This window comes from Geminocystis sp. CENA526 (assembly GCF_050753365.1).
Classification (GTDB): Bacteria; Cyanobacteriota; Cyanobacteriia; order Cyanobacteriales; family Cyanobacteriaceae; genus Geminocystis.
Map to the genome: position 1 here is coordinate 1 of NZ_JBLZFY010000024.1, position 22,148 is coordinate 22,148.

21 protein-coding genes are annotated in these 22,148 nt (G+C 35.2%); 12 read left to right on the plus strand and 9 right to left on the minus strand.

What is annotated here, in order from left to right; all coding sequences use genetic code 11:
* Positions 1-264: 264 nt before the first annotated feature.
* A complete protein-coding gene (locus ACN4EE_RS08930) occupies positions 265-2,046 on the minus strand; it encodes an ABC transporter ATP-binding protein (protein WP_431706082.1) in 1,782 nt (593 codons plus the stop codon).
* A 256-nt stretch (positions 2,047-2,302) separates the two neighbouring features.
* Here ACN4EE_RS08930 and ACN4EE_RS08935 point away from each other — a divergent pair, with 256 nt between their 5' ends.
* The 3 genes from ACN4EE_RS08935 (at position 2,303) to ACN4EE_RS08945 (ending at position 3,911) form a co-directional block, all read left to right on the plus strand.
* Entirely contained in the window at positions 2,303-2,545 is a 243-nt protein-coding gene (locus ACN4EE_RS08935; protein ID WP_431706083.1) for a hypothetical protein, read from the plus strand.
* Between the two features lie 135 nt (positions 2,546-2,680).
* A complete protein-coding gene (locus ACN4EE_RS08940) occupies positions 2,681-3,178 on the plus strand; it encodes a DUF3122 domain-containing protein (protein WP_431706084.1) in 498 nt (165 codons plus the stop codon).
* A gap of 214 nt (positions 3,179-3,392) precedes the next feature.
* A complete protein-coding gene (locus ACN4EE_RS08945; protein ID WP_431706085.1) occupies positions 3,393-3,911 on the plus strand; it encodes a carbonic anhydrase in 519 nt (172 codons plus the stop codon).
* 394 nt (positions 3,912-4,305) lie between these two features.
* On the opposite strand, the gene ACN4EE_RS08950 is transcribed toward ACN4EE_RS08945, so the two are convergent.
* Positions 4,306-5,067 (minus strand): hypothetical protein, encoded by a 762-nt coding sequence (locus ACN4EE_RS08950; protein ID WP_431706086.1) that lies wholly within the window; start codon positions 5,065-5,067, stop codon positions 4,306-4,308.
* A gap of 283 nt (positions 5,068-5,350) precedes the next feature.
* Here ACN4EE_RS08950 and ACN4EE_RS08955 point away from each other — a divergent pair, with 283 nt between their 5' ends.
* Together ACN4EE_RS08955 and pedR are read left to right on the plus strand one after the other, a co-directional pair.
* The gene (locus ACN4EE_RS08955) at positions 5,351-5,995 is read left to right on the plus strand and encodes a class I SAM-dependent methyltransferase (protein WP_431706119.1); all 645 of its coding nucleotides are present in this window, start codon (positions 5,351-5,353) and stop codon (positions 5,993-5,995) included.
* 76 nt (positions 5,996-6,071) lie between these two features.
* Positions 6,072-6,335, plus strand: coding sequence for a photosynthetic electron transport-dependent transcriptional regulator PedR (gene pedR, locus ACN4EE_RS08960; RefSeq protein ID WP_431706087.1), 264 nt, complete (start codon positions 6,072-6,074; stop codon positions 6,333-6,335).
* Between the two features lie 103 nt (positions 6,336-6,438).
* Here pedR and ACN4EE_RS08965 read toward each other — a convergent pair whose 3' ends face one another.
* Both ACN4EE_RS08965 and ACN4EE_RS08970 read right to left on the minus strand, forming a co-directional pair.
* The gene (locus tag ACN4EE_RS08965) at positions 6,439-7,350 is read right to left on the minus strand and encodes an Rpn family recombination-promoting nuclease/putative transposase (protein WP_431706088.1); all 912 of its coding nucleotides are present in this window, start codon (positions 7,348-7,350) and stop codon (positions 6,439-6,441) included.
* Between the two features lie 368 nt (positions 7,351-7,718).
* Entirely contained in the window at positions 7,719-9,287 is a 1,569-nt protein-coding gene (locus tag ACN4EE_RS08970; protein WP_458575032.1) for a cation:proton antiporter, read from the minus strand.
* Between the two features lie 373 nt (positions 9,288-9,660).
* Between ACN4EE_RS08970 and lpdA the strand changes: the two genes are divergently transcribed.
* Positions 9,661-11,079 (plus strand): dihydrolipoyl dehydrogenase, encoded by a 1,419-nt coding sequence (lpdA, locus tag ACN4EE_RS08975; RefSeq protein ID WP_431706090.1) that lies wholly within the window; start codon positions 9,661-9,663, stop codon positions 11,077-11,079.
* Positions 11,080-11,212: 133 nt separating this feature from the next.
* On the opposite strand, the gene ACN4EE_RS08980 is transcribed toward lpdA, so the two are convergent.
* A complete protein-coding gene (locus ACN4EE_RS08980) occupies positions 11,213-12,175 on the minus strand; it encodes a glycosyltransferase family 9 protein (protein WP_431706091.1) in 963 nt (320 codons plus the stop codon).
* 204 nt (positions 12,176-12,379) lie between these two features.
* Between ACN4EE_RS08980 and ACN4EE_RS08985 the strand changes: the two genes are divergently transcribed.
* Together ACN4EE_RS08985 and ACN4EE_RS08990 are read left to right on the plus strand one after the other, a co-directional pair.
* Complete coding sequence (locus ACN4EE_RS08985) at positions 12,380-13,600, plus strand: L-lactate MFS transporter (protein ID WP_431706093.1); 1,221 nt, start codon at positions 12,380-12,382, stop codon at positions 13,598-13,600.
* Positions 13,601-13,749: 149 nt separating this feature from the next.
* Complete coding sequence (locus ACN4EE_RS08990) at positions 13,750-14,478, plus strand: dienelactone hydrolase family protein (RefSeq protein WP_431706094.1); 729 nt, start codon at positions 13,750-13,752, stop codon at positions 14,476-14,478.
* A gap of 119 nt (positions 14,479-14,597) precedes the next feature.
* Here the strand turns inward: ACN4EE_RS08990 and ACN4EE_RS08995 are convergent, their stop codons facing one another.
* The 4 genes from ACN4EE_RS08995 to ACN4EE_RS09010 form a co-directional block, all read right to left on the minus strand.
* A complete protein-coding gene (locus tag ACN4EE_RS08995) occupies positions 14,598-14,777 on the minus strand; it encodes a hypothetical protein (protein WP_431706095.1) in 180 nt (59 codons plus the stop codon).
* The gene (locus tag ACN4EE_RS09000) at positions 14,770-15,051 is read right to left on the minus strand and encodes a BrnT family toxin (RefSeq protein ID WP_431706096.1); all 282 of its coding nucleotides are present in this window, start codon (positions 15,049-15,051) and stop codon (positions 14,770-14,772) included. The genes ACN4EE_RS08995 and ACN4EE_RS09000 overlap by 8 nt, the downstream gene beginning before the upstream one ends.
* A gap of 80 nt (positions 15,052-15,131) precedes the next feature.
* A complete protein-coding gene (locus ACN4EE_RS09005) occupies positions 15,132-15,770 on the minus strand; it encodes a TVP38/TMEM64 family protein (RefSeq protein WP_431706097.1) in 639 nt (212 codons plus the stop codon).
* Between the two features lie 86 nt (positions 15,771-15,856).
* Complete coding sequence (locus ACN4EE_RS09010) at positions 15,857-16,978, minus strand: glycosyltransferase family 4 protein (RefSeq protein ID WP_431706098.1); 1,122 nt, start codon at positions 16,976-16,978, stop codon at positions 15,857-15,859.
* Positions 16,979-17,379: 401 nt separating this feature from the next.
* On the opposite strand from ACN4EE_RS09010, the gene ACN4EE_RS09015 reads away from it, so the two are divergent.
* From ACN4EE_RS09015 to ACN4EE_RS09030, 4 genes are all read left to right on the plus strand, one after another.
* Entirely contained in the window at positions 17,380-19,221 is a 1,842-nt protein-coding gene (locus tag ACN4EE_RS09015; RefSeq protein ID WP_431706099.1) for an FAD-binding protein, read from the plus strand.
* Positions 19,222-19,371: 150 nt separating this feature from the next.
* On the plus strand, positions 19,372-20,055 hold the full coding sequence (gene cysE, locus ACN4EE_RS09020) for a serine O-acetyltransferase (RefSeq protein ID WP_431706100.1): 684 nt from the start codon (positions 19,372-19,374) through the stop codon (positions 20,053-20,055).
* A gap of 158 nt (positions 20,056-20,213) precedes the next feature.
* The gene (locus ACN4EE_RS09025; protein ID WP_431706101.1) at positions 20,214-20,411 is read left to right on the plus strand and encodes a heavy-metal-associated domain-containing protein; all 198 of its coding nucleotides are present in this window, start codon (positions 20,214-20,216) and stop codon (positions 20,409-20,411) included.
* A gap of 110 nt (positions 20,412-20,521) precedes the next feature.
* The gene (locus ACN4EE_RS09030; RefSeq protein WP_431706120.1) at positions 20,522-22,087 is read left to right on the plus strand and encodes a S8 family serine peptidase; all 1,566 of its coding nucleotides are present in this window, start codon (positions 20,522-20,524) and stop codon (positions 22,085-22,087) included.
* Positions 22,088-22,148 lie beyond the last annotated feature (61 nt).

Sequence of the window (22,148 nt, forward strand, 5' to 3'; positions counted from 1 at the left end):
TGATTAAAATATTGATATAGCGAAGTTTTGTGGCTCTTCTACAGTAATGATAAATTAGGAGAAAATAAATGCTATAACTTTTATTAAATAAGGCTTACATCAGAATCAAAATTTAATTTTTATAAACTATTAATTTTGAAATTCTTGCATGAGTGCCTCTTGCATGAGTGCCTACCTTCATCAATAATTTATCACGACGAGAAGTAAAAGAACCAGTTTTGTTGGGTTACGCTTCTCTAACCCAACCTACAAGTTAGGTGTATTCTAGTCAAAATGTGCATTTCCTGTTTGCACTTGCCATAAACCATAATAAATACCTTGTTTTTCTACTAATTCTTCATGTTTTCCAGCCTCAACAATTTTACCTTTTTCTACCACATAAATACAGTCAGCGTGACGTATAGTTGACAATCTATGCGCAATCATAATGGTAGTACGATTTTCTGTAATATGTTCTAAGGATTTGGCGATCGCAGCTTCGGTGTCATTATCTACGGCAGAAGTCGCTTCATCCAGTATCAAAATAGGCGGATTTTTGAGAATTGCCCTGGCAATAGAAAGTCTTTGTCGTTGCCCTCCTGAAAGTTTTTGACCTCTTTCCCCCACGATCGTATCATATCCTTGGGGTAACTCCATGATAAAATCGTGGGCTTCTGCCATTTTCGCAGAGTGAATAATATCACTTTCCCTAGCGTTGGCGTTACCATAGGCGATATTTTCTCTGACGCTACCGTGAAATAAAAAGACATCTTGACTAACTAAACCAATGGCACGGCGCAAGTCGTACAGTACAATATCTTTAAGATTGATGCCGTCAAGGGTGATGTTTCCTGACTGAATCTCATAGAATCTCAGTAATAACTTAACAATAGTGCTTTTTCCCGAACCTGTCGAGCCAACAATGGCAATGGTAGAAGTGGCAGGAATCCTCAAGTTGAAATTCTCGATAACTGGCTCTCGATCGAAATAGGCAAAACTGATATTATTAAACTCAATCTCCCCTTTCACACTATGTAAAGGTAAAGGCAAATCTCCCGAATGAATCGTCATAGGAGTATCTAAAACATCCATCACCCTTGCAGTGGAAGCCATCGCCCGTTGATACAAGTCGAGGGTTTGCCCTAATCTAGTCAGAGGCCAAAGTAACCGTTGCGTCATAAAAACCAATACGCTATAAGTACCCACCGCCAAGTTACCCTTTTCTACTTCCAAACCGCCAAAAAGCAATATTCCCGTAAATCCTGCCAAGATGATAAACCGAATCAATGGCACAAAACCTGCACTCAGTACGATCGCTTTTTGATTACTTTGCAGATACGCTTCACTATCTTTGCGGATACGTTCAATTTCGTATTGTTCTGTGGTAAAACTCTTAATAGTGGTGATACCCGTCAAATTATTAGCTAGACGACTATTCAACAAACTGACTTTTTCCCTAACTTCTGCATAACGAGGAGTTAACAATTTTTGAAATGCGATCGCACCCCAAATAATAATGGGGATAGGAATTATCGTCATCCATGCCGTATTAGGAGTCAAAAAGAAAAAAGCACCACTGATAACAACAACAGTAGTTAAAACCTGTAAAATTTCATTCGCCCCAACATCCAAAAACCTTTCTAACTGGTTAACATCATCATTAAGAATAGCTAAAAGCCTTCCCGTGCTGTTATTTTCAAAGTATTCTAACTCTAAATTTTGGATATGACGATAAGCATTCAGCCTTAAATCGTGTTGAATATTTTGGGCAAGGTTACGCCATAACCTCTCATAAGCGTACTCAAAAACCGATTCTAAAGTCCATATTAACACCGAGAACAGGGTTAAAACTAATAATTGGTCAAAAATCTCCTTAACACCCAACTTAGCGATAAAAGAGTCTTCTCGTTGGACTACCACATCCACAGCCGTACCAATTAACACAGGGGGGGCTAAATCAAATAACTTATTCAAAACCGAACAAGTTACAGCTTGATAAATAGAAGTTTTATACTTATGAGAATACTTCAGTAAACGGGATAGAGGATGAATAGTTTGAGATGTCATCAAGGTTAAGTAATAAATAAAAAATAAAAGTGCGATTTGTTTAGGAATGCGAATTTAATAACTTATTAAAGTTTATCGTCATTGCGAGGTCACGAAGCAATCTCTAACATCAAACTTGTCTATTTTACTTAATCTTCATTCCTTATGAGAAACTAGATTGATAATCTAAGGGTTAACTGATCAACTATTTTAATCTTGAGTTCGACATTTAGGTTAAAATGGAAAATAAACATATTAGCTTTAATATACATTTATTATGCCTCCACGTTGGCCTCGTCAACCCGATCGACAAAATGACCCAGAATATCGTAAACTAGACGATCGAATGAATTTTGCTGTTCATGTTGCCTTATTTATTGCCTGTAATTCTGGGGTGTGGTTTTTCCACATTTTCAATCATCCCGAATGGCTATGGGCGAATCAATTTAGCTTCATCTGGGGTGGATTTTTATTACTTCATCTTATTTATATCACTTCGATCGCTGATTATTCTAAATAAGATAAATTTACTAATTGAGAGAGGGAAAAGGGAAGAGTTGTTTTCAAACATTCGTCAAAATACAAGTTAAATGCGTGTTAACTGACAACGAAATTTGATGAAGATTGAAGGAAAAAGTAACATTATAATTATAAGATGATGAAAAAAAATTTTTTTAAAATAATTATCGTCAGTTTTTTATTAATAATTACTATCAATTTTAGTTTTATTAATCCTTCTTTTGCGACAATTAAATCCCCTATAGAAGACAATGGAGGCATAGTTTATCAAGCACGAAATCGCCTTACGGATAATGATGGTAATGTTTGGCAATTAGTGCTATTTAAACGCTTAGAAACGGGCAAAAATCCTGAGATAAATTTAAGATTAATTGCTTTTCCTGATAGTGTTAACTTTATTCATCCTCAAGAATTAATTGTCTCTACTCTTAATAAAGAAGATATAAAAGCACAAGATGAATTTGCCGAAAAAGCTCCTAATAATAGTGTAGGGCAATATGATTTTACCGAAATTTTACCTAAAATTAAGGATGAAAAATCTATCTATTTATTACTCCCTTTAAAAGAAAAATCTCTGAGTTTAAAAATTCCTTATCCTATATTATTAGAGTGGCAAGAAATTTCTAATAAATGATATGTTAAGAGGTTCGATCGAACTCTCATTTATAAGATAATAATAATAGGGAAAAAATGTTTGATGATTTTTACTTAGAATTAATAAATTTGTAGATTGGGTTGGCTATAGCGTAACCCAACAAAAAAGCCCTTTAATTCATTAATAACTAATCCAAAATCTGATATGAATTAACACTTCAAAACCTCTAAAGAGGTTACTACCAACATTAAAAATGAGCAATATTTGTAATTGTCAAAGAAGAAATTTTATTAAGTTATTCTTAACAGGAAGTGTCGGCTTATCTTATTGGTTATCATCTTCTTTATTAGCTCAAGCTGATTATAAAGCAAAGGCTTTAGTATTGAGTTGTATCGATTTTCGTTTTATCGATTTTGAGCAAAATTTTTTAAAAGATAACAACTTAAATCATCAATTTGATTGGTTAAGTTTAGCAGGGGCATCTTTAGCTTTAGCAGATTTTCCTAGTCATGCTGATACAGTAGTTTTTTGGGAACAATTAGACTTATCTTATCAGTTACATCATATCGAAAAAGTGATCATTTTAGATCATCAAGATTGTGGTGCTTATGGCACTAAATTTGATGTTAAATTATCGGAAAATCCTGTACAAGAATTGTCTATTCATCAGCAATATTTAAGTAAAGCAAAGTCTGGGATTCAAGAAAAATATCCTAATTTAGAGGTAGAATTATATTTTGTTTATCTTGATGGAAAATTTAAAAAATTATAAATAGAGTCTGCAAAAAAAGTATGTTAATGAAGCAAGATTTTTTATTTTTTCATTCTCAAAAATGTTAATTTACGAAATTAATTAGACGTACAAAATTCATAGGTTTTTGACTAGCAATTAATCAATTAATATGCAAAAATCTGATTTTTTAAGGCAAAGGCAAAAAATGTACCTCATAATTTTTAAAAACGCTATAAGTATAGGTTTAATTTAGTCGCTTTAGCAGACTTAAGCTATGAGCCATGAAATTTATTTCTTGGCAGTTTATGATACACTACTAACTTTTTGTCTATTCACAAATTATTAATTTTGTCAAATTTTCTGTAACAAATTAACAAAGCTAATAGCTAAAATCGGCTAAAACGATTAAATAAAATTTAATTTAGCATTCTGATTAATTTTCAATCATTTTTGTCATTAAAGTAGATAAATCTTCTTCTCTGATATTGATATTTTTTAAAATATTGTTAGTAAAATAAGTTAACTTTTCATTATCAAAAGGAATAAAATCTTTAGGATTAAATAACAAAAAATCGTCATAACTCATTTTTTCTACATATTTCCAAAATCTTTTCATCACAAAATAACAAAAAATTAACGGTAATTGTTGCTCTATGGTTTCCACTTCTGAATTACTATTATTAATAGTTTTAATCTCTAAAAAATAATCATTTCGATCGAAAAAAGTTAAACTGCATTTAGGTTCATTTTCATCAAAACAAATCGACATTTTACGCCAACAATCCCATTCAATAAATTGATATTTATTTTGATTTAAGTCTTGAAAAATATCATCATTTTCTAAAATTAACCCCTGTTGAGTAAAGATTAAAAAAGTTTCGATCGAATCCGTAACAACTTTTTGATTACCAAATTTTTGTCCTAATAATACTTGAAAATGAGAACCATAAAATAAGACAAAATTAGTTTTCAAAAAACAACAATTAAGGATATTAGCAACAGAAAGATGTTGATTATTTTTATCAATTACAAAAGCCGAAAGAGATTTATTTTGCCCAGAATTATCACGAATTTTAAACAAAGGAATTAATTGCTCAGTTTCCAATACTAACAAAAACTTAATTACAAAACTAGGATATTGAGACACATCAGCGAAAATCGAAGTCAAAAGATGGTGAGAAATAGACTTAATCATTGTCATAACTGGTTTTTAGTAGTTTCTATCGGTTTATCCAGTCAGTTATGCTGATTTATGCCATTCTCGAAAAAAATTTTTTTCCCTTTTCCCTCTCTCAAAAAAATGTGATCTCGATCGAAATTCCCTATCTATAATTAATTCATCAAGACTTACCCAGATAATAGAAGCGATTGAGATTGCTTAAGATTGCTTCGTAACCTCGCAACGCAAAGCGCCTTGCAATGACATCTTATTTATGCGTAAGTCTAATTTATTCAGAATCCCCAATCATTCCCACAATATGCTATTACAACCTCATCAAAGAACCAAATTAGATGATAGTGAAGATACCCTATTTTATTCTTATCCTCGTTTAGTTAACCATGTGGATGATCACTTTATCAATCAATTAACACAATTATATCGGCGAGAATTGCGAGAAGGAACAAAAATACTAGACTTAATGAGTAGTTGGGTATCTCACCTACCACCAGAAATGAAATTCAGCCATATAGAAGGGCATGGTATGAATGAAGAAGAATTAAAGAATAATCCTCGTTTAGATCACTATTTTACCCAGAATTTGAACAAAAATCTGCAATTACCCCTAGAAGATCAAGATTTTGATGCGGTTTTGTGCGCCGTTTCGGTACAATATTTACAATATCCCGAAGCGATATTTAGTGAAATTGCTAGGATTTTAAAACCCAATGGGGTGGCTATTTTCAGCTTTTCCAATCGAATGTTTTATCAAAAAGCTATTTCTGTATGGAGAGATGCGACCGATCGACAAAGACTACACCTAGTAAGATCATATTTTAAATCAATACCTGATTTTCAAGAAACGCAAATAGTAGCCACACAACCAGAATTACCAGCTATCTTACAAATGTTTGGTATAGGTGGCAAAGATCCATTTTATGGGGTTTTTGCCCGAAAAAAATAATTTATTTTTTCTCTGACGTTTTTCGTTACAATTTAGATATAAGACTGTCGGTAAAATCACGGGGTGAGAAATATTTATGAATAGTGGCAAAACGTCAGAATCCACTACTCTTTCCGAAAGAGAACAAGAAATATTAGAATTAGTTGCGATTGGTTTAACTAATAACGAAATTGGAGAAAAATTAGAAATCAGTAAACGTACTGTTGACAATCATATTAGCAATATTTTAACTAAGACAAAAACCGATAATCGAGTAGAATTGGTGCGTTGGGCTTTACAATGGGGTAAAATTTGCCTTGATGAAGTGAATTGTTGCGTTTTACCCGAAACTTCTGATTAACAACTCAAAAAATTGTCGAAATTGTTGAAACATTCTCACAAAAAAGAATATAATCCTCTTTTGTCAGTTTCTGATTCTAACTATTATTAAATAGTGGGTGCAATTAAGTGTTAATTTCTAACCAATGAATAACATCATCCAAAGATTGAAAATCAAAAATAGCATCCGCTAAACTTTCAATTTGAGGTAAAGATAAACCGTTAATTTTATCTTCTAATTCTTGAGAAAGATGATTAAATCGCCTTTTAATTTGACGATTAATTAATTTTTTGCCCTCTCTTTCTTCTCCTATTTCAATGCCTTCCTCCATCCAACTGGTGACGATTTCCATAACTTTTTCCTCCTTGTTTATTTCTGTTTGTTTTAATTCGGTATCAAATTCTTGTTTTTCTGTGGGATTTAATTTTAAATAGGTATCAATGAATCCTGAAATTAACTTTATTCTAGCAGGATCTAAACTTAAAGTTGCTAACATTCTCAGGCATTCTAATTTTACCTTAACTCTTTCTTCTGGTTTAAAATCCATTTTTGCCATTAAAGCCGAAGCAATGGGGTTAGGTTGAGACAAAAATTGTCGCCAAGGCAGTCGATTTAATTGGATAGTGGTAAAGTTAAATTCGAGAATTTTTTTATCAGGAAAAACAACTTGATATTGATTTTTTTCTTCTCTTTTTGGTTTATCATAAGAGAAAAGAACGATCGGATAAATGGGTAAACGATATTTTTGATCTAAACGGGCAAAATAATGAAACATTCGCCGTTCAAATTCTTTTTGATTATGGGCTTGATTCTCTATATGAATGAGGAAAAAACCATCTTCTTCTTGCCATTTTACTTGGGCTAAAAGATCAATTTTTCGTTTTTCTCCTGCGGTAACATCGGTAAAAACTTCTTCGGGAAAAAAGGTTAAAATTTCTTTTGATACAAATTGCAAAACTTCGGGAATAAATAATTCAATAAATTCCCAAAAAAATGTTTGTATTAGTTCTTTAAAAAGTCGATCGTGATCTACCATAGATGATAATTTAGATTTGTGGCTACTTTAGATTGCTTCGTTACCTCGCAATGACAGAATATCATTAGTAATAGTTAGGCTATCCCCCGTGATTTGGGCTTGGTTAACTAAGTTTTGGATAGTTTCGGGTAAGAATGATAGCGAAAAATTCTTATTTGTTTCCTATTCATATTTTGTCTGTTTAGATTGTTGAGTTATTAAGTTTTTAAACCTCACCAAGAAATAAACTTCATGGAATCAACCCCACAAAACCTACTTTTTGTCAAACTTTATGTTAAGATTTATTTCGCCAACGGCTTCATTCATTTCACCTATTACCTATTCTCTTTATCTCTCTCTAGACGACTTAGATGCGTTCTAGCTTATCATTAATCATCTTTTAAAGATAATAATTTCTCATTCAACTCTTGTAAGTAAGATTCTGCAAGATTATTAGGCAATAATCCTTTAAAGATAGCATCGTTGATAGCACTTTTTTCTGCTAAATAAAGACGGCGGCGCACCCCTTCTAAATAATCTTCTTCTTTTTCACTAGATTGTTTTAATCGTTGGTTATACATCTCTCGTAGGGTGGTTTCTGAGGAGGCAATTCGGGCTTGATAGGATGCAAATAATTCTTCATAGACAAACCTAGGCAAAATACCAGATTCTAAGAGAATTTTCAACTCTTCTTGGGCGGCTTTGGCAGTGATTAAATTTAGTTGCAATACTTCTAATTTTTGTCGTAAAGGGGAGGGTTGAGCAAGGTTTAACTTTTTGACAAACCAAGGCAGACTAAGCCCTTGCCCAATCAGAGATACAAATACAGTGGTAAATACTAGGGCAATGACGGACGATCGAGCTGGGAGATCATAGGGTAAACTTAAAGCTAAAGCCATAGATAATGAGCCTTTAACATTGCCTATAATCAAAACGTGTTGCCATTTTAACGGTAAAGGTCGATCGAACCATCGTAGAATAGCTAAAAGAGGATAAATTGAGAAAATCCGTCCAATTTGATAGGCAATAATAGCAATGAAAGCCGATGAAAGCCCCATAAAAATAAGACGAGGTTCAACTTCAAGACCTAAAAGTAGGAAAATAAAAGTATTAACCCCAAATCCTGCATATTCCCAAAAATTGAGTAGAGTCACCCTAATAGTAGCCGAAGTTTTGCGAAAACCTAGATTACTGATGACTAAACCAGCCGTTAAAACAGCGATAGCACTAGAAACTCCCAAAATTTGCCCAATTTGAAAAGTGCCTAAAGAAATGGCTACCGTGAGTAAAGTATTACTAAGGGCATCATCTAACTGTTTAAATAAACCAACACATAAATAACCCAATCCTAAACCTAAAACCCCACCTCCGATAAAAGCAATGAGGAATTGTACTACTCCTTGAAACAGAGAAAAAGAGCCAACCGTATTAATAGTTGTAATAATACTAATTAAAACTAAAGCTACCCCATCATTAAAAAGACTTTCCCCTTCTACAATGGTAGCTAATCGAGCAGGTACTGGTACAGTTCTAAAAGCCGCAATGACTGATACAGTATCAGTAATAGTTAAAATCACTGCCACCGCCGAAGCGGTAATCCATACTAAACCTAAACTAAATTTCAGTAAAACCGCCGTAATCGCCGCCGACAAGATCACTCCGGGACCTGCTAATAATAAAATAACTTTTATGCTGCTGCTTAATTTGCGAATATCGGTATTGATTGCCGCCTCAAAAATTAGGATAGGTAAAAACAGATTTAAAATAACTTCGGGATTTAAGCCAATGGATTCGGGTAAAGCGTCTTTAGGAATAATTAACCCGGCTAAAACTAAGCCAATAACATAGGGCATTCGCAACCACCTACTCACTAGAGCGACAAAAGTAGCTACTAATAATAAGATAATTGAAGTGGTAACTAAACCTGTAAAATGATCTTCGGTAAAAGATGTCGGTATATAAAAAAATTCTTCTTGAAAATATTGAATGAGTAGATAATTAGTCACAGTTTTGAATAGTTAATAGTTAATAGTTAATAGTTAATAGTTAATAGTTAATAGTTAATAGTTAATAATGAATACTAGGATTATCTATATTTTGTGTCAATTCTTTTTTAGTTTGTCAAAAATTATCTTCTGATTGTGCCTTTGCGTCTTTGCTAGATATATATAATTTACAAACTAGGAAAAAATAGTTATATAGCGTATTTCATGGTTACGAGGTACAAAAATCAAATTAAAGTTTGCCTGAAATTATTTTTTGCGTCAAATATCCCCTAAACCTTACAATAGAAAGGTTATCTAAGCATAATTTTTATACGAAAGAACGATTATGAGTAAGTTTGATTATGATTTAATCATTATTGGTGCTGGTGTTGGTGGCCATGGTGCCGCCCTCCATGCTGTTAAAATGGGTTTAAAAACTGCTATCATTGAGGCTGGTGATATGGGTGGTACTTGTGTTAATCGTGGTTGTATCCCTTCTAAAGCCTTATTAGCCGCTTCGGGTAAGGTAAGAGAGTTATCCCATAATGAGCATTTACAGAGTATGGGAGTTAATGTTGGTGGTGTTAGTTTCGATCGAAAACTCATTGCTGATCATGCTAACGATTTAGTGGCAAAAATTCAAGGGGATTTAACTAATAGTTTAAAACGTCTGAAAGTTGATATTATCAAGGGTTGGGGTAAAGTATTAGCATCCCAAAAAGTGGGAGTTATCACCGATAACGGCGAAAAAGTATTCACTACGAAAGAGATTATGTTATGCCCCGGCTCGACTCCTTTTGTACCTAGGGGAGTGGAAGTGGACGGTAAAACCGTTTATACTAGCGATCAAGCTGTCAAATTAGAATCTTTACCCCAGTGGATAGCCATTATTGGTAGTGGTTACATCGGTTTAGAATTTGCGGATGTTTATACCGCCTTGGGTAGTGAAATTACCATGATTGAGGCGTTAGATCAATTAATGCCCACTTTTGATCCAGATATTGCTAAAATTGCGGAAAAAGTTTTAATCAATAGTCGTGACATCGAAACCTATACAGGAGTTTTTGCCACCAAAGTCACCCCCGGTAATCCTGTTTCGATCGAACTAACTGATGCTAAAACAAAGGAAGTAGTAGAAATATTAGAAGTGGATGCTTGTTTAGTGGCAACGGGTAGAATCCCCGCTACCAAAAACTTAGGCTTAGAAAACTTAGGAGTCGAAACGGAAAGAGGCTTTATTCCCGTCAACGACAAAATGCAGGTATTGAAAAACGGTGAAGTTGTACCTCATCTTTGGGCAGTGGGTGACGCTAACGGTAAAATGATGTTAGCCCATGCCGCATCAGGACAAGGTATCATTGCAGTAGAAAATATGTGCGGTAATGAAAAATCGATCGATTATCGTAGTATTCCTGCGGCGGCTTTCACCCATCCCGAAATCAGCTATGTGGGATTAAGTGAGCCTCAAGCGAAGGAATTAGGCAAAAATGAAGGTTTTGAGGTAGCAACGGCTAAAACCTTCTTCAAGGGCAATTCTAAGGCATTAGCAGAGAAAGAAACCGACGGCATCGCCAAAGTAATTTATCGCAAAGATACAGGGGAGTTACTCGGTGTCCATATCATCGGGATTCATGCTTCAGACTTAATTCAAGAAGCGGCAAATGCGATCGCTAATAGAGAGTCAGTGCATCAATTAGCCTTTAATATTCATGCTCATCCCACTCTTTCAGAAGTACTAGACGAGGCTTATAAACGAGCGTCTTAAGTGAATAGTGGATAGTGTATAGTGGATAGTGTATAGTGGATAGTGTATAGTGGATAGTTTTTATTTTGCATTCTTAATTCTTAATTCTTAATTCTTAATTCTTAATTCTTAATTCTTAATTCCTCATTCTTTCTTAATTCTTCCAGATTTGCTCTAAAATCTTATCTGTAGGAATATCCCCAATCTTATCACTCAATGATTGAAGTCCAATAAATCGATCGAGCTTCTGAGGTAAGAGTTTTTTGGCTTGGGTAGGACCAAAAAGTGCGATCGTATAAGTACCCACCGCCACAGATAACTGCATCGGGGCGCTATCAGTACACAACATCAAATTAGCTCCAGCAATCACTGCCGCCAATTTCCCCATATCAGGAGGGCTAATAACTTTAACAGTAGGACATAAACTTAACACTTCATTCGTCCAAGTAATGTCATCAGGACCACATAATAAGACAATGGGTAAATCAGGTTGTCTCATCTGAATATCCTCAATCACCCGTTGCCATTTCGGTACAGGATAAATTTTATTGATACCCTGACGCACCGTTAAAGGACTTGCCCCCCCATGAATTAAAATATAACCAGTATCTTTAATGTTGAGACGTTTTTGCTCCGCTTCTGCCCATTCAATATCTTCTTTTGGTACATTAATACTAAGTTCAGGACAAGGAGTATGAATATTTAAAGCACTGAGAAGATCATGATACATTGAGGCAGTATATTGTTCGGTTTTCTTGGGTACGGTATTGTTAAGAAACCATGAACTATTAGTTTTATAACCGACACGAGTGGGAATACCATCAAGCCACAATAAGAAACTAACTGCCCAATTTTCCTCAAGGGTGATAGCTAATTCATACTCTCTATCTCTAATCATACCTAATAAATTCAGATAGTCAGCTAATCCATTACGATCTTGAAAATCGAATACCAGTACTTCTTGTACATATTTACACACACGATAGGTATTTTTCGATCGAGGTTCAACAATAACATCTATAATCGCCTCTGGATATTCTTCTTTCAGAGTTTTAAGGGTAGGAAAGAAAAGAATTTGATCACTAATTCCCCCCGGAATAAGAGCTAAAATGCGCATAACGATAACTAATCTAAATTATTTATATCAGCTTAATTCTAAAAGATTTACGCTCGATCGACCTATTTTGTTAAGATTATTTAGTGATTGAGATAGGGAATAGGGAATAGGGAATAGAGTTATTTGAAATACTGAAATTATGACGTAAAACTAACAATAATATAATTGATAGTAATTAAAAATAAGCTGAATTTTCCATTAAAAATGAATACTTCCGATTTAAAAGTTTTAGGATTTCCTGCACATCTTGGGCGATGGTTACTGATTCCAGCCGGTATGATGATTTTACTGTGTCTCGGTAGTGTTTATTCTTGGAGTATTTTTAGAAAACCCTTAGAAGAAGAATTAAATATTACTGCAACAGCGAGTTTACTACCTTATACGATCGCACTGCTTTTTTATGCCATATTAATGCCTATAGCGGGGTTTTATGTGCAAAAAATCGGCTCTCGAATCATGACGGCAATAGGTGCTGTTATCGTTGGTTTAGGGTATATTATGGCTAGTTTTGCTCCAAATGTAGGAATGATTACTTTAGCCTATGGGGTTATAGCAGGAAGTGGTGTGGGCATTGCTTATGGTGTACCGATGGCGGTGGTAGCTAAGTGGTTTCCTGATAAAAAGGGGTTAGCGGTGGGGTTAACCATTGTTGGTTTTGGGCTTTCTCCTCTAGTAACAGCACCTTTAGCGAATTGGTTAATCAATTTATACTCCGTTAGAAAAACCTTGAGAATTTTAGGTATTGCTTTTACTATCATTATTTTGCTTTTAGCTACCACATTAAAAATGCCTCCTGTTTCGTGGAATCCCTTAAAAGATAATAATGGAGGCAATGTTACGGCAGTCAAATCTTATCCCGTCACTATGGTAAAAAGTAGGGCATTTTATGGGTTATGGATTTGTTATGCCATTGGGGCATTAGTAGGGTTGAGTGCTATTGGTATCTCTAGCCCAGTAGGAGAAGAAATTATTAATATTGAGGCTAATGTAGCGGCTTTTAGTGTGTCTCTTTTTGCTTTTTTTAACGGTATTAGTCGCCCTCTCTTTGGTTGGTTGTGCGATCGATTTGCACCTCGCTATATTGCCATGACATCCTATACTTTAATTATCATCGCCAGTATATTAATGATTTCTGCCAAATCAGGTCAAATTACCACTTATTTAATCGCTTTTAGTATTTTTTGGTTTTGTCTCGGAGGATGGTTAGCCATGGCACCCACTATCACCCTGAGATTTTTCAATCCTGATAACTACGCCCAAAATTATGGTATCGTCTTTACTGCTTATGGTATCGGGGCTTTAGTAGGCACTCTATCCGTAGGACAACTGCGAGACTGGTTTGGTAGTTATACCTATGGATTTTATCCCATGGTGATACTAGCAGGAATAGGAATTTTTGTTGCCCAAAAAATGCTTAAAGAATAATGAATAATGAATAATTATAGGACTTACGCACCAATAACGATATTCTGTCATTCCGAGCGTAGCGAAGGAATCTCAATCCCTTGATTTTTGGTACAAATTCGTAACTTCCAAATTAATAAGGTGATTCAACAAACCCCTATTGAATATATATGAATATTACAACATCGATCGAAACTATTCCCAATCAAGAATTACTGATTAAGGGATTTTTAGCACAACCTGACAGCAATGAAATACTACCTGCGATTATTGTTGTGCAAGAAATCTTTGGAGTCAATGAGCATATCAAAGACGTTACTTGTCGTATAGCCAAAGAAGGCTATATTGCCATCGCCCCTGCTATATATCAACGTCAAGCCCCGAATTTTTCTGTGGGATATACCCCTGAAGATATTACCATCGGCAGAGTGTATAAAAATCAGACAAAAGCAGAAGAATTATTAAGTGATATACAGGCAACGATCGATTACTTATATACTTTACCTAATGTCAAAAAAACAGGAGTAGGTAGTATTGGTTTTTGTTTTGGTGGTCATGTAACATATTTAACCGCCACATTGCCCGATATTAAAGTCACAGCCTCATTCTATGGTGCAGGAATCACGGATTGGTGTCCCAATGAAAAAAATGCCACAATGACTCGCACAAAGGATATAAAGGGCAAAATTTATGGTTTCTTTGGAGAAAAAGATGCTAGTATTCCCTTTGAGCAGATCGATCGAATCGAAAATGAGCTACAGAAATATAACAAAGACTATCGTATCTTCCGTTATCCTAACGCAGATCATGGCTTTTTTTGCGATCGAAGGGCTAGTTATCATGAAGAATCGGCAAAAGACTCATGGGAAAAAGTTTTAGAATTGTTTAGTTTTCTCTAAGAAATAGAAATTGAATAATTGAGTTGAGTTGGATTGTCATTGCGAGGTTACGAAGCAATCCCTGAGATAGCTATGACAGAGGGATTATGGATTGATGCTAAATATAGTTTTCAAGAACATTATTTATTTCTAACGGTATTTGTCTTGGATTTGCGAGGATGTTCGATTCTTTTTGCTATCTTGAAAAAATCTTCATTAATTTCAGGTATATCGCTAAAATCAATATCCTCATCAGACATTTCCCAGACAATTTTTTGTCTTTCTTCTTTTGACATATCCGAAAAATTTTTCTTACTCATATAGTTTTCTTTCCTGTTTAGAGGCTTTTCTCGCTGAAATAATCCGAATTTTGTCTGCTCTTTCAGTATAAACTACAATACCTAAAATATACTTATTGATAGTTTCTAAATATATTTGACCTATTATGATAAATCGAGATTCACCATAAGCAAATCGATCGTCTTCAAAAATAATAGCGGATAAATCATCAAAAATTGACTGTGCTTCTTCAAAAGTGATTCCATGTTTTTGTTGATTACTAATATTTTTATTTATATCCCATTCAAAATTCATGTTTATTTTATCTAGTTTCTAGCGAACAAATCGCACTATTACCTATTACTTCCCTTCATCAAAATACTATGAGACAACGCCTAATTATTTCGATCGATCCTTTTTTTATACCATGTTGCACCACCAATTAACAAGCCAATTAATCCTAAAGAAAAAGTGATAGTTAACATATCTCCTTTACCTAAAGAAGAAAATCCAGCCCCCATCATTACAAAAGGTAAAATACCGGGTATAGTACCGAATATTGTGCCGACAAAATAGTCTCTTTCTTTAATAGAAGTTAAACCTGCACCAAAGTTAACAATTCCATAGGGAATAAGAGGTAATAAACGAATGGCAAAGATATAACCCATTCCCCCTTGTTTAATTTCTTTGTCTAACTTTTGCAGATGAATACCAAATCTTTTTTTAACCCAATTTCTTCCTAAATATCTAGCGTATGCAAAACTTACCACAGCCGCTATAATAGCTGCGATCGAAGTCCAAATCAACCCCCCCCAAAAACCAAAGATTAAACCGCCACTAAGATTTAAAGGAGTAGAAGGAAGAAGTAAGATAGTAGCTAAAATATAGAGAAAAATATAAATAATTGGAGCAAAAATGCCTAATTTTATTAAAATATTTTCCAATAATTGAGGATTAATTCCTCCCATAAAAAAAATAGTAATTCCTGAAATAATGATACAAATTAAAGTTAATATAATGAGTTTATTTTTCACAAATATAGCAATTATAAATATTTTTTTCTAATAAATTCAGAGGGAGAGGGGGAGAGAAAATAACAAAAATTCTTAATTTTTAATTCTTAATTCTTAATTCCTAATTGTGCATAAAGTTTTTCTAATTTCGTGAGATTATCCTTAAGAGTATATTTTTGTAAAACTCTATGTCTGGCTTTATTTCCTAATAGTTTAATCATTTCTGGATGATGGACAAACAAGGGTAAAATAGTTTTTAATTGACTTGTAACCTCATTTGTATCTATAACAATTCCTGCATGGGATAACACTTCACCATCGGCACCAGCATCAGTGGCTACACAGGCTAAACCACAAGCCATTGCCTCTAATAATGAGAGAGATAAGCCTTCCACTAAAGAGGGCAAAATGAAAACATCCGCCCCCCTTAAAATGTCGATACGTTTTTCATCATCGAGAATCGCCCCTAACCAAATTACTCCATCTTGCTCATTATATAAGGGTTTTAATGTGGGTGTTAAGTTACCATCTCCAATAATGATTAATTTACCATGAAGGTTCATATCGGCGTGTTTCCATGCCTTGAGTAAGGATTCCACATTTTTCTCTGTGGCAATTCTTCCCTGATATACATAAATTTGCTCTTGGGGATATTTTTGTTTAAAGTAAGAGTCTCCCTGACTATATTTTTGGCTATCCACGCCGTTGGGTATTATTGCTAATTTCTCAAAAGGTACTCCTAATTTCACTAATAAATCTCTTTGTAATTCAGAAAATACGATCGTACAGTCATATTTAGCTAAACAGGGGGCATAAAGTTGATAGGTTAAGTATTGAGTGCCAGATTTAATATTGCGCCAACGACTATCAAAAGGAGGATGAAAAGTAGCTACGAGGGGAATGTTTAATTTTTGACAAACTTCGGGCAGGGTAAAATCAAGGGGTGATAAGGTTAGGGAAGCATGAACTAAGTCTGGTTTTAATTCTTGGAGCGATCGTAATAGAATTTTACTAGATTTAGGTGCATGAATAGTATAAATTTGAGACTTGTAAAGAAAGGGAAGATTGACTTCTGCTAGATAATTTTCAGGGCTTGACTCTTCATTTTCTTGGCTAAAGTGAAGAAAACTAACTTGATAACCCCTATCTAACAGAGCGTTTGTAATTTCTCTGCTATAGGTAACGTTGCCACAAAAGGGAGATTTTTTTCCTAGCCAAGCAATGTGCATTCAATTGATCTTTTTTAATAAATGTTAACTTAAACAAAATTTTATTAAAGTTTGTCACTAATTATGACCTTAATTCCCTCATTGGTCAAATTATCATTCTTAACCATAGAAATTCAATAATTCAGTTAAGTTGAATTGTCATTGCGAGGTACGAAGCAATCTATAATATCAAACTTCTTTATTTTATTTAATCTTGATTCCTTAAAATAAACTCGTCTATTTTAGAAGTTACAGACTTGCACCAAAAATCAAAGGATTGAGATTCCTTCGCTACTCTCGGAATGACAGAATATCGTTAAAGGTGCGTAAGTTCCATATTTTATTAAATTCTCATTTCTTATTCCTGTCTTGAGCAAAACATTTTATTCTAAAATAGATAATTATTGTTGACGGGAAAAAAAATGTTAGAACATGATGTAATTATCGTGGGTGGTGGTTTAGCAGGATGTCGTGCCGCTCTGGAAATTAAAAAGCTCAATCCTTCTGCTGATGTGGCTTTAGTGGCAAAAACTCACCCCATTCGATCGCACTCTGTAGCCGCCCAAGGGGGTATTGCGGCAAGTTTACAAAATGTCGATCGAGATGATGATTGGAAAGCCCACGCCTTCGATACCGTCAAGGGTTCAGATTATTTAGCAGATCAAGATGCTGTAGAATTTTTAACAAAGGAAGCCCCAGAAGTTATTATCGAATTGGAACATTTAGGGGTGTTATTTTCTCGTTTAGAAGATGGTAAAATTGCTCAACGGGCATTTGGAGGACATTCTCACAAACGCACCTGTTACGCCGCAGACAAAACAGGTCATGCCATGCTACATGAATTAGTCAATAATTTACGCCGAAATCACGTCAAAATCTACGAGGAATGGTATGTAATGGAGTTGATTTTGGAAGACTCCCCTCTTATTAATCCCCCCCAACCCCCCTTCGTAAGGGGGGAGATAGAAAAGCCTTTAGTAAGGGGGGAGATAGAAAAGCCCTTCGTAAGGGAGGAGATGGAAAAGCCGACTAAAGAAGCCAAAGGGGTGGTAATGTTTAACATCCATGATGGACATTTACAGGTAGTTCGATCGAAAGCCGTAATGTTTGCCACTGGTGGTTATGGTAGGGTATTCAATACCACCTCTAATGACTATGCCTCCAGTGGAGACGGATTAGCCATGACGGCAAAGGCTGGTTTACCCTTAGAAGATATGGAATTTGTGCAGTTTCATCCCACTGGTTTATATCCCGTTGGAGTTTTAATTTCCGAAGCGGTGAGGGGAGAGGGTGCTTATTTGCGCAACAGCGAAGGAGAAAGATTCATGGCACGTTATGCCCCCAATCAGATGGAGTTAGCCCCTAGAGATATTACTTCAAGGGCGATTGTAACTGAAATACGAGCAGGAAGGGGAATCAATGCCGATGGTAGTGCTGGAGGGGTTTATGTGCATTTGGATTTAACCCACATGGGCAAAGAAAAAATCATGTCTCGTGTGCCGTTTTGTTGGGAAGAAGCCCATCGTTTAGTGGGTGTCGATGCGATATATGAGCCGATGCCCGTGCGTCCTACTGCCCATTATTGTATGGGGGGGATTCCTGTTAACACCGATGGTAGAGTGAGAATGAATGGAAATAAACTCACAGAGGGCTTTTTTGCGGGAGGAGAGTGTGCTTGTGTGTCGGTACATGGTGCTAATCGTCTTGGTAGTAATTCCCTCTTAGAATGCGTAGTTTATGGGCGTAGAGTGGGACGATCGATCGCCAATTATATTCTCGATCGAACTATGCCAGAAATAGACGAAGAAAAGTACTTACAAGCTAATGAAAAACGCATCCAAGATTTATTAAATCAAGAGGGGGATACAAGAATCAATAGTTTAAGACAAAACTTTCAAGACGCTATGACAGAGCATTGTGGCGTATTTCGTACAGAGGAAGTGATGACGGAAGGATTAAAGCAAATTCGACAACTTATAGCTAAATATGGGCAAATTTTCCTTGATGACAAACAAAGACAGTGGAATACCGAATTAGTGGAAGCACTGGAATTGCAAAACATTATTATAGTAGGGGAAATGATTTTAACCTCCGCTATCCACCGTCAAGAAAGTCGGGGGGCTCACTCTAGGGAAGATTATCCCACCAGAGACGATCGAAATTTCTTACAACATACCCTTGCTTCCTATTCTCCTGAAGGCGTAACCGTTGAATATATGCCCGTTGTGGTGACAATGTTTGAACCCAAAGAGAGAAAATATTAAGCTAGTTTGCATTAATTAGTAAAATAAGGGCTGAAGCCCTTACTACGAACAGATAAACTCTGTTGAAGCGATAATTTTCGATCGAACTCAGACAGATAAAAAGCTATGGTATAATGAAAAGACTAAAACCTTAATAAAAACTAGCTGATCGTGTTTTCATCACTTATCGCTGATTATAAAATTATATTTGAAAGAGATCCCGCCGCTCGTAACTGGTTAGAAGTTATACTTTGCTATCCCGGATTACAAGCCCTTGTCCTTCATCGTTTTTCCCATTGGCTCTATAATATGGGATTACCCGTTATACCCCGTTTAATGTCTCATTTTGGACGTTTTTTTACAGGTATTGAAATTCACCCAGGGGCGACTATTGGTAAAGGTGTCTTTATTGATCATGGTATGGGTGTAGTCATCGGAGAAACCACTATTATCGGTGATTATTGTCTTATCTATCAAGGTGTAACTCTTGGAGGTACGGGAAAACAAAGCGGTAAACGTCATCCCACTTTAGGGGAAAATGTGGTTGTGGGTGGCGGTGCAAAAGTTTTAGGAAATATCCTCATCGGTAGCAATGTCCGTATTGGTGCTGGTTCTGTAGTTTTAAAGGATGTTCCTTCTGATTCTACGGTGGTGGGTATTCCGGGGCGAGTAGTATATCGATCGGGCGTAAAAGTTGATCCTCTTGATCATAGCAATTTACCTGATTCGGAAGCTGTAGTTATTAAAACCCTTTTAGAAAGAATTGAGCAGTTAGAAAAACAAGTTACAGAGTTACAACAACAAGCCCTTGAAAAACAATTTTACGCTCCTGATAATTCTTTCATTGGAAAATAAGCAAAAATATAATAAATTAAACATCTTCAAAAAACAGGTTTGTAGTAAGGGCTTTAGCCCTCTTTACCATAAAATACAATCTATAAAATAAAAATTAAAACTTCATCAGGGTTGAATATTATTCAACCCCTACAACAAAATCTTGATATTTCTTACCTATGACAATTACTTTTAATGTGCCTTCCATTGCCTGTGATGTTTGTGCAAATACCATTACTAAAGCTATTCAAAATTATGATCCTAGTTCGATCGTACGGATTGATGTAAGCTCAAAGGTAGTAGAAATTGACACTAACAAAACATCTGAGGAAATGAAACAAGTTATCACCGATGTTGGTCATGAAATTAGTAATTAAGATAAAAAATGAATGTAGGGGTTTAATACATTAAACCCACCCCCATCAAAAAATATAATTATTTCCTCCCTCTCTCCCCCATTCTCGTCTTCATCATTTTTCCTATGGCGATGAAACAACAATTATTCTGGTTAACGGCTTTCAACGTGCTGACTTTTACCCTTCCTGTATGGAGTTTAAATGATTCTCTTTCGGAAAAAGGTATTGATGTTTTAAGATTGCACGAAGCCCCTTATAACTTACAAGGGCGTAAAATTGGTATCGGTCAAGTGGAAATTGGTCGTCCGAAAAAATTTTCTTTAGATAAAGTTAGTCCACTACATAAAAGATTGCCGATCGCACGGCTTTTTTACCGCAATCAACCTGCTCAACCCAATGCCCATATTGATAATCATGCCATGATGGTGGCTTCAGTGATGGTAAATAATCACAAAAATTTGCGAGGTGTTGCACCCTTAGCTAATCTATATTCTGGGGCGATTGGTTCTCTCAAAACGGCGGCACAACCTGAAGAATGTTTGACTACTCAACATATAGCCTTACAAAATAATGTTCGATCGATCAACTTGAGTTTCGGGGAGTCTTTGGCAAGAGATACAAGGGAAAATGCTCAATTAGATGGTAACGCATTACTTACTCAATGTTTAGATTGGTCTGCAAGAGTTCATAATATTTTATATGTGGTGGCAGGAAATCAAGGCTTGGGGGGGATTCCCATTCCTACAGACAATTATAATGGTATTACCACCGCCTATAGTATGCGCAAAGGAGGAATTTTTAGTAAAGTTGATTTTGCTAATTTGAGTGTTTCTCCTGTGGGCATTGCAAAGGGCTTGATTCGTCAAGAGATTAATGTAGGAGGCAGAAGGGGGGTTAGTTTACTCGCCCCGGGTAGTAAAATTGATGTTTATAATGTGGATGGTAGAATAGAACGGGTAAGTGGTAGTAGTTTCGCCGCTCCTCACATCACGGGTTCGATCGCACTGTTACAGGAAGCAGGTAATAATTTTTTACGACAAAACCCTAATACATGGACAAGGGATTTTCGTAATCATCAAGTAATGAAAGCAATTTTACTTAATTCTGCTGATAAATTGAAGGATCAAGGAGATGATAAATTATTAGGTATGACTCGTAATGTTTATACCCAAAAAAATCAAACTTGGTTAGAAAGTGATGCCTATAAAAATCCTGAAATTCCCTTAGATATGCAGATGGGAACAGGACATTTAAACACCATGAGAGCTTATTATCAATTAAAAGCAGGTCAATATAACTATGATGAAAAAGTACCTATTATGGGGTGGAACTATACTCAAATTGAAGAAAACAATTTTCAAGATTATATTATTAAACAACCTTTAAAAGCTGATCATTTTATCTCTATAACTTTAGCATGGAATCGTTTAGTCGAATTAGATGATGTGAATAATAATCAACAATATGATATAGGAGAAAAATTTATCGATCGAGGTTTAAATAACTTAGATTTAAAGTTAATTACCAATGATCAAGAAGAAAAAATAGTTTGTTCATCTGTGAGTAAAGTGGATAGTGTAGAGCATATTTTTTGCCCCATACCCAAAACAGGAGAATATAAAATTCGAGTGCAATTCACCGAAAAAGTCAATAATCCGATGCAATCCTATGGTTTAGCATGGCAATCATCTAAATAGGCGTTGCCGAAAAAGTCTTTTGATAAGGATAGTTAATAGTTAATATTTGTTAACTACGCTA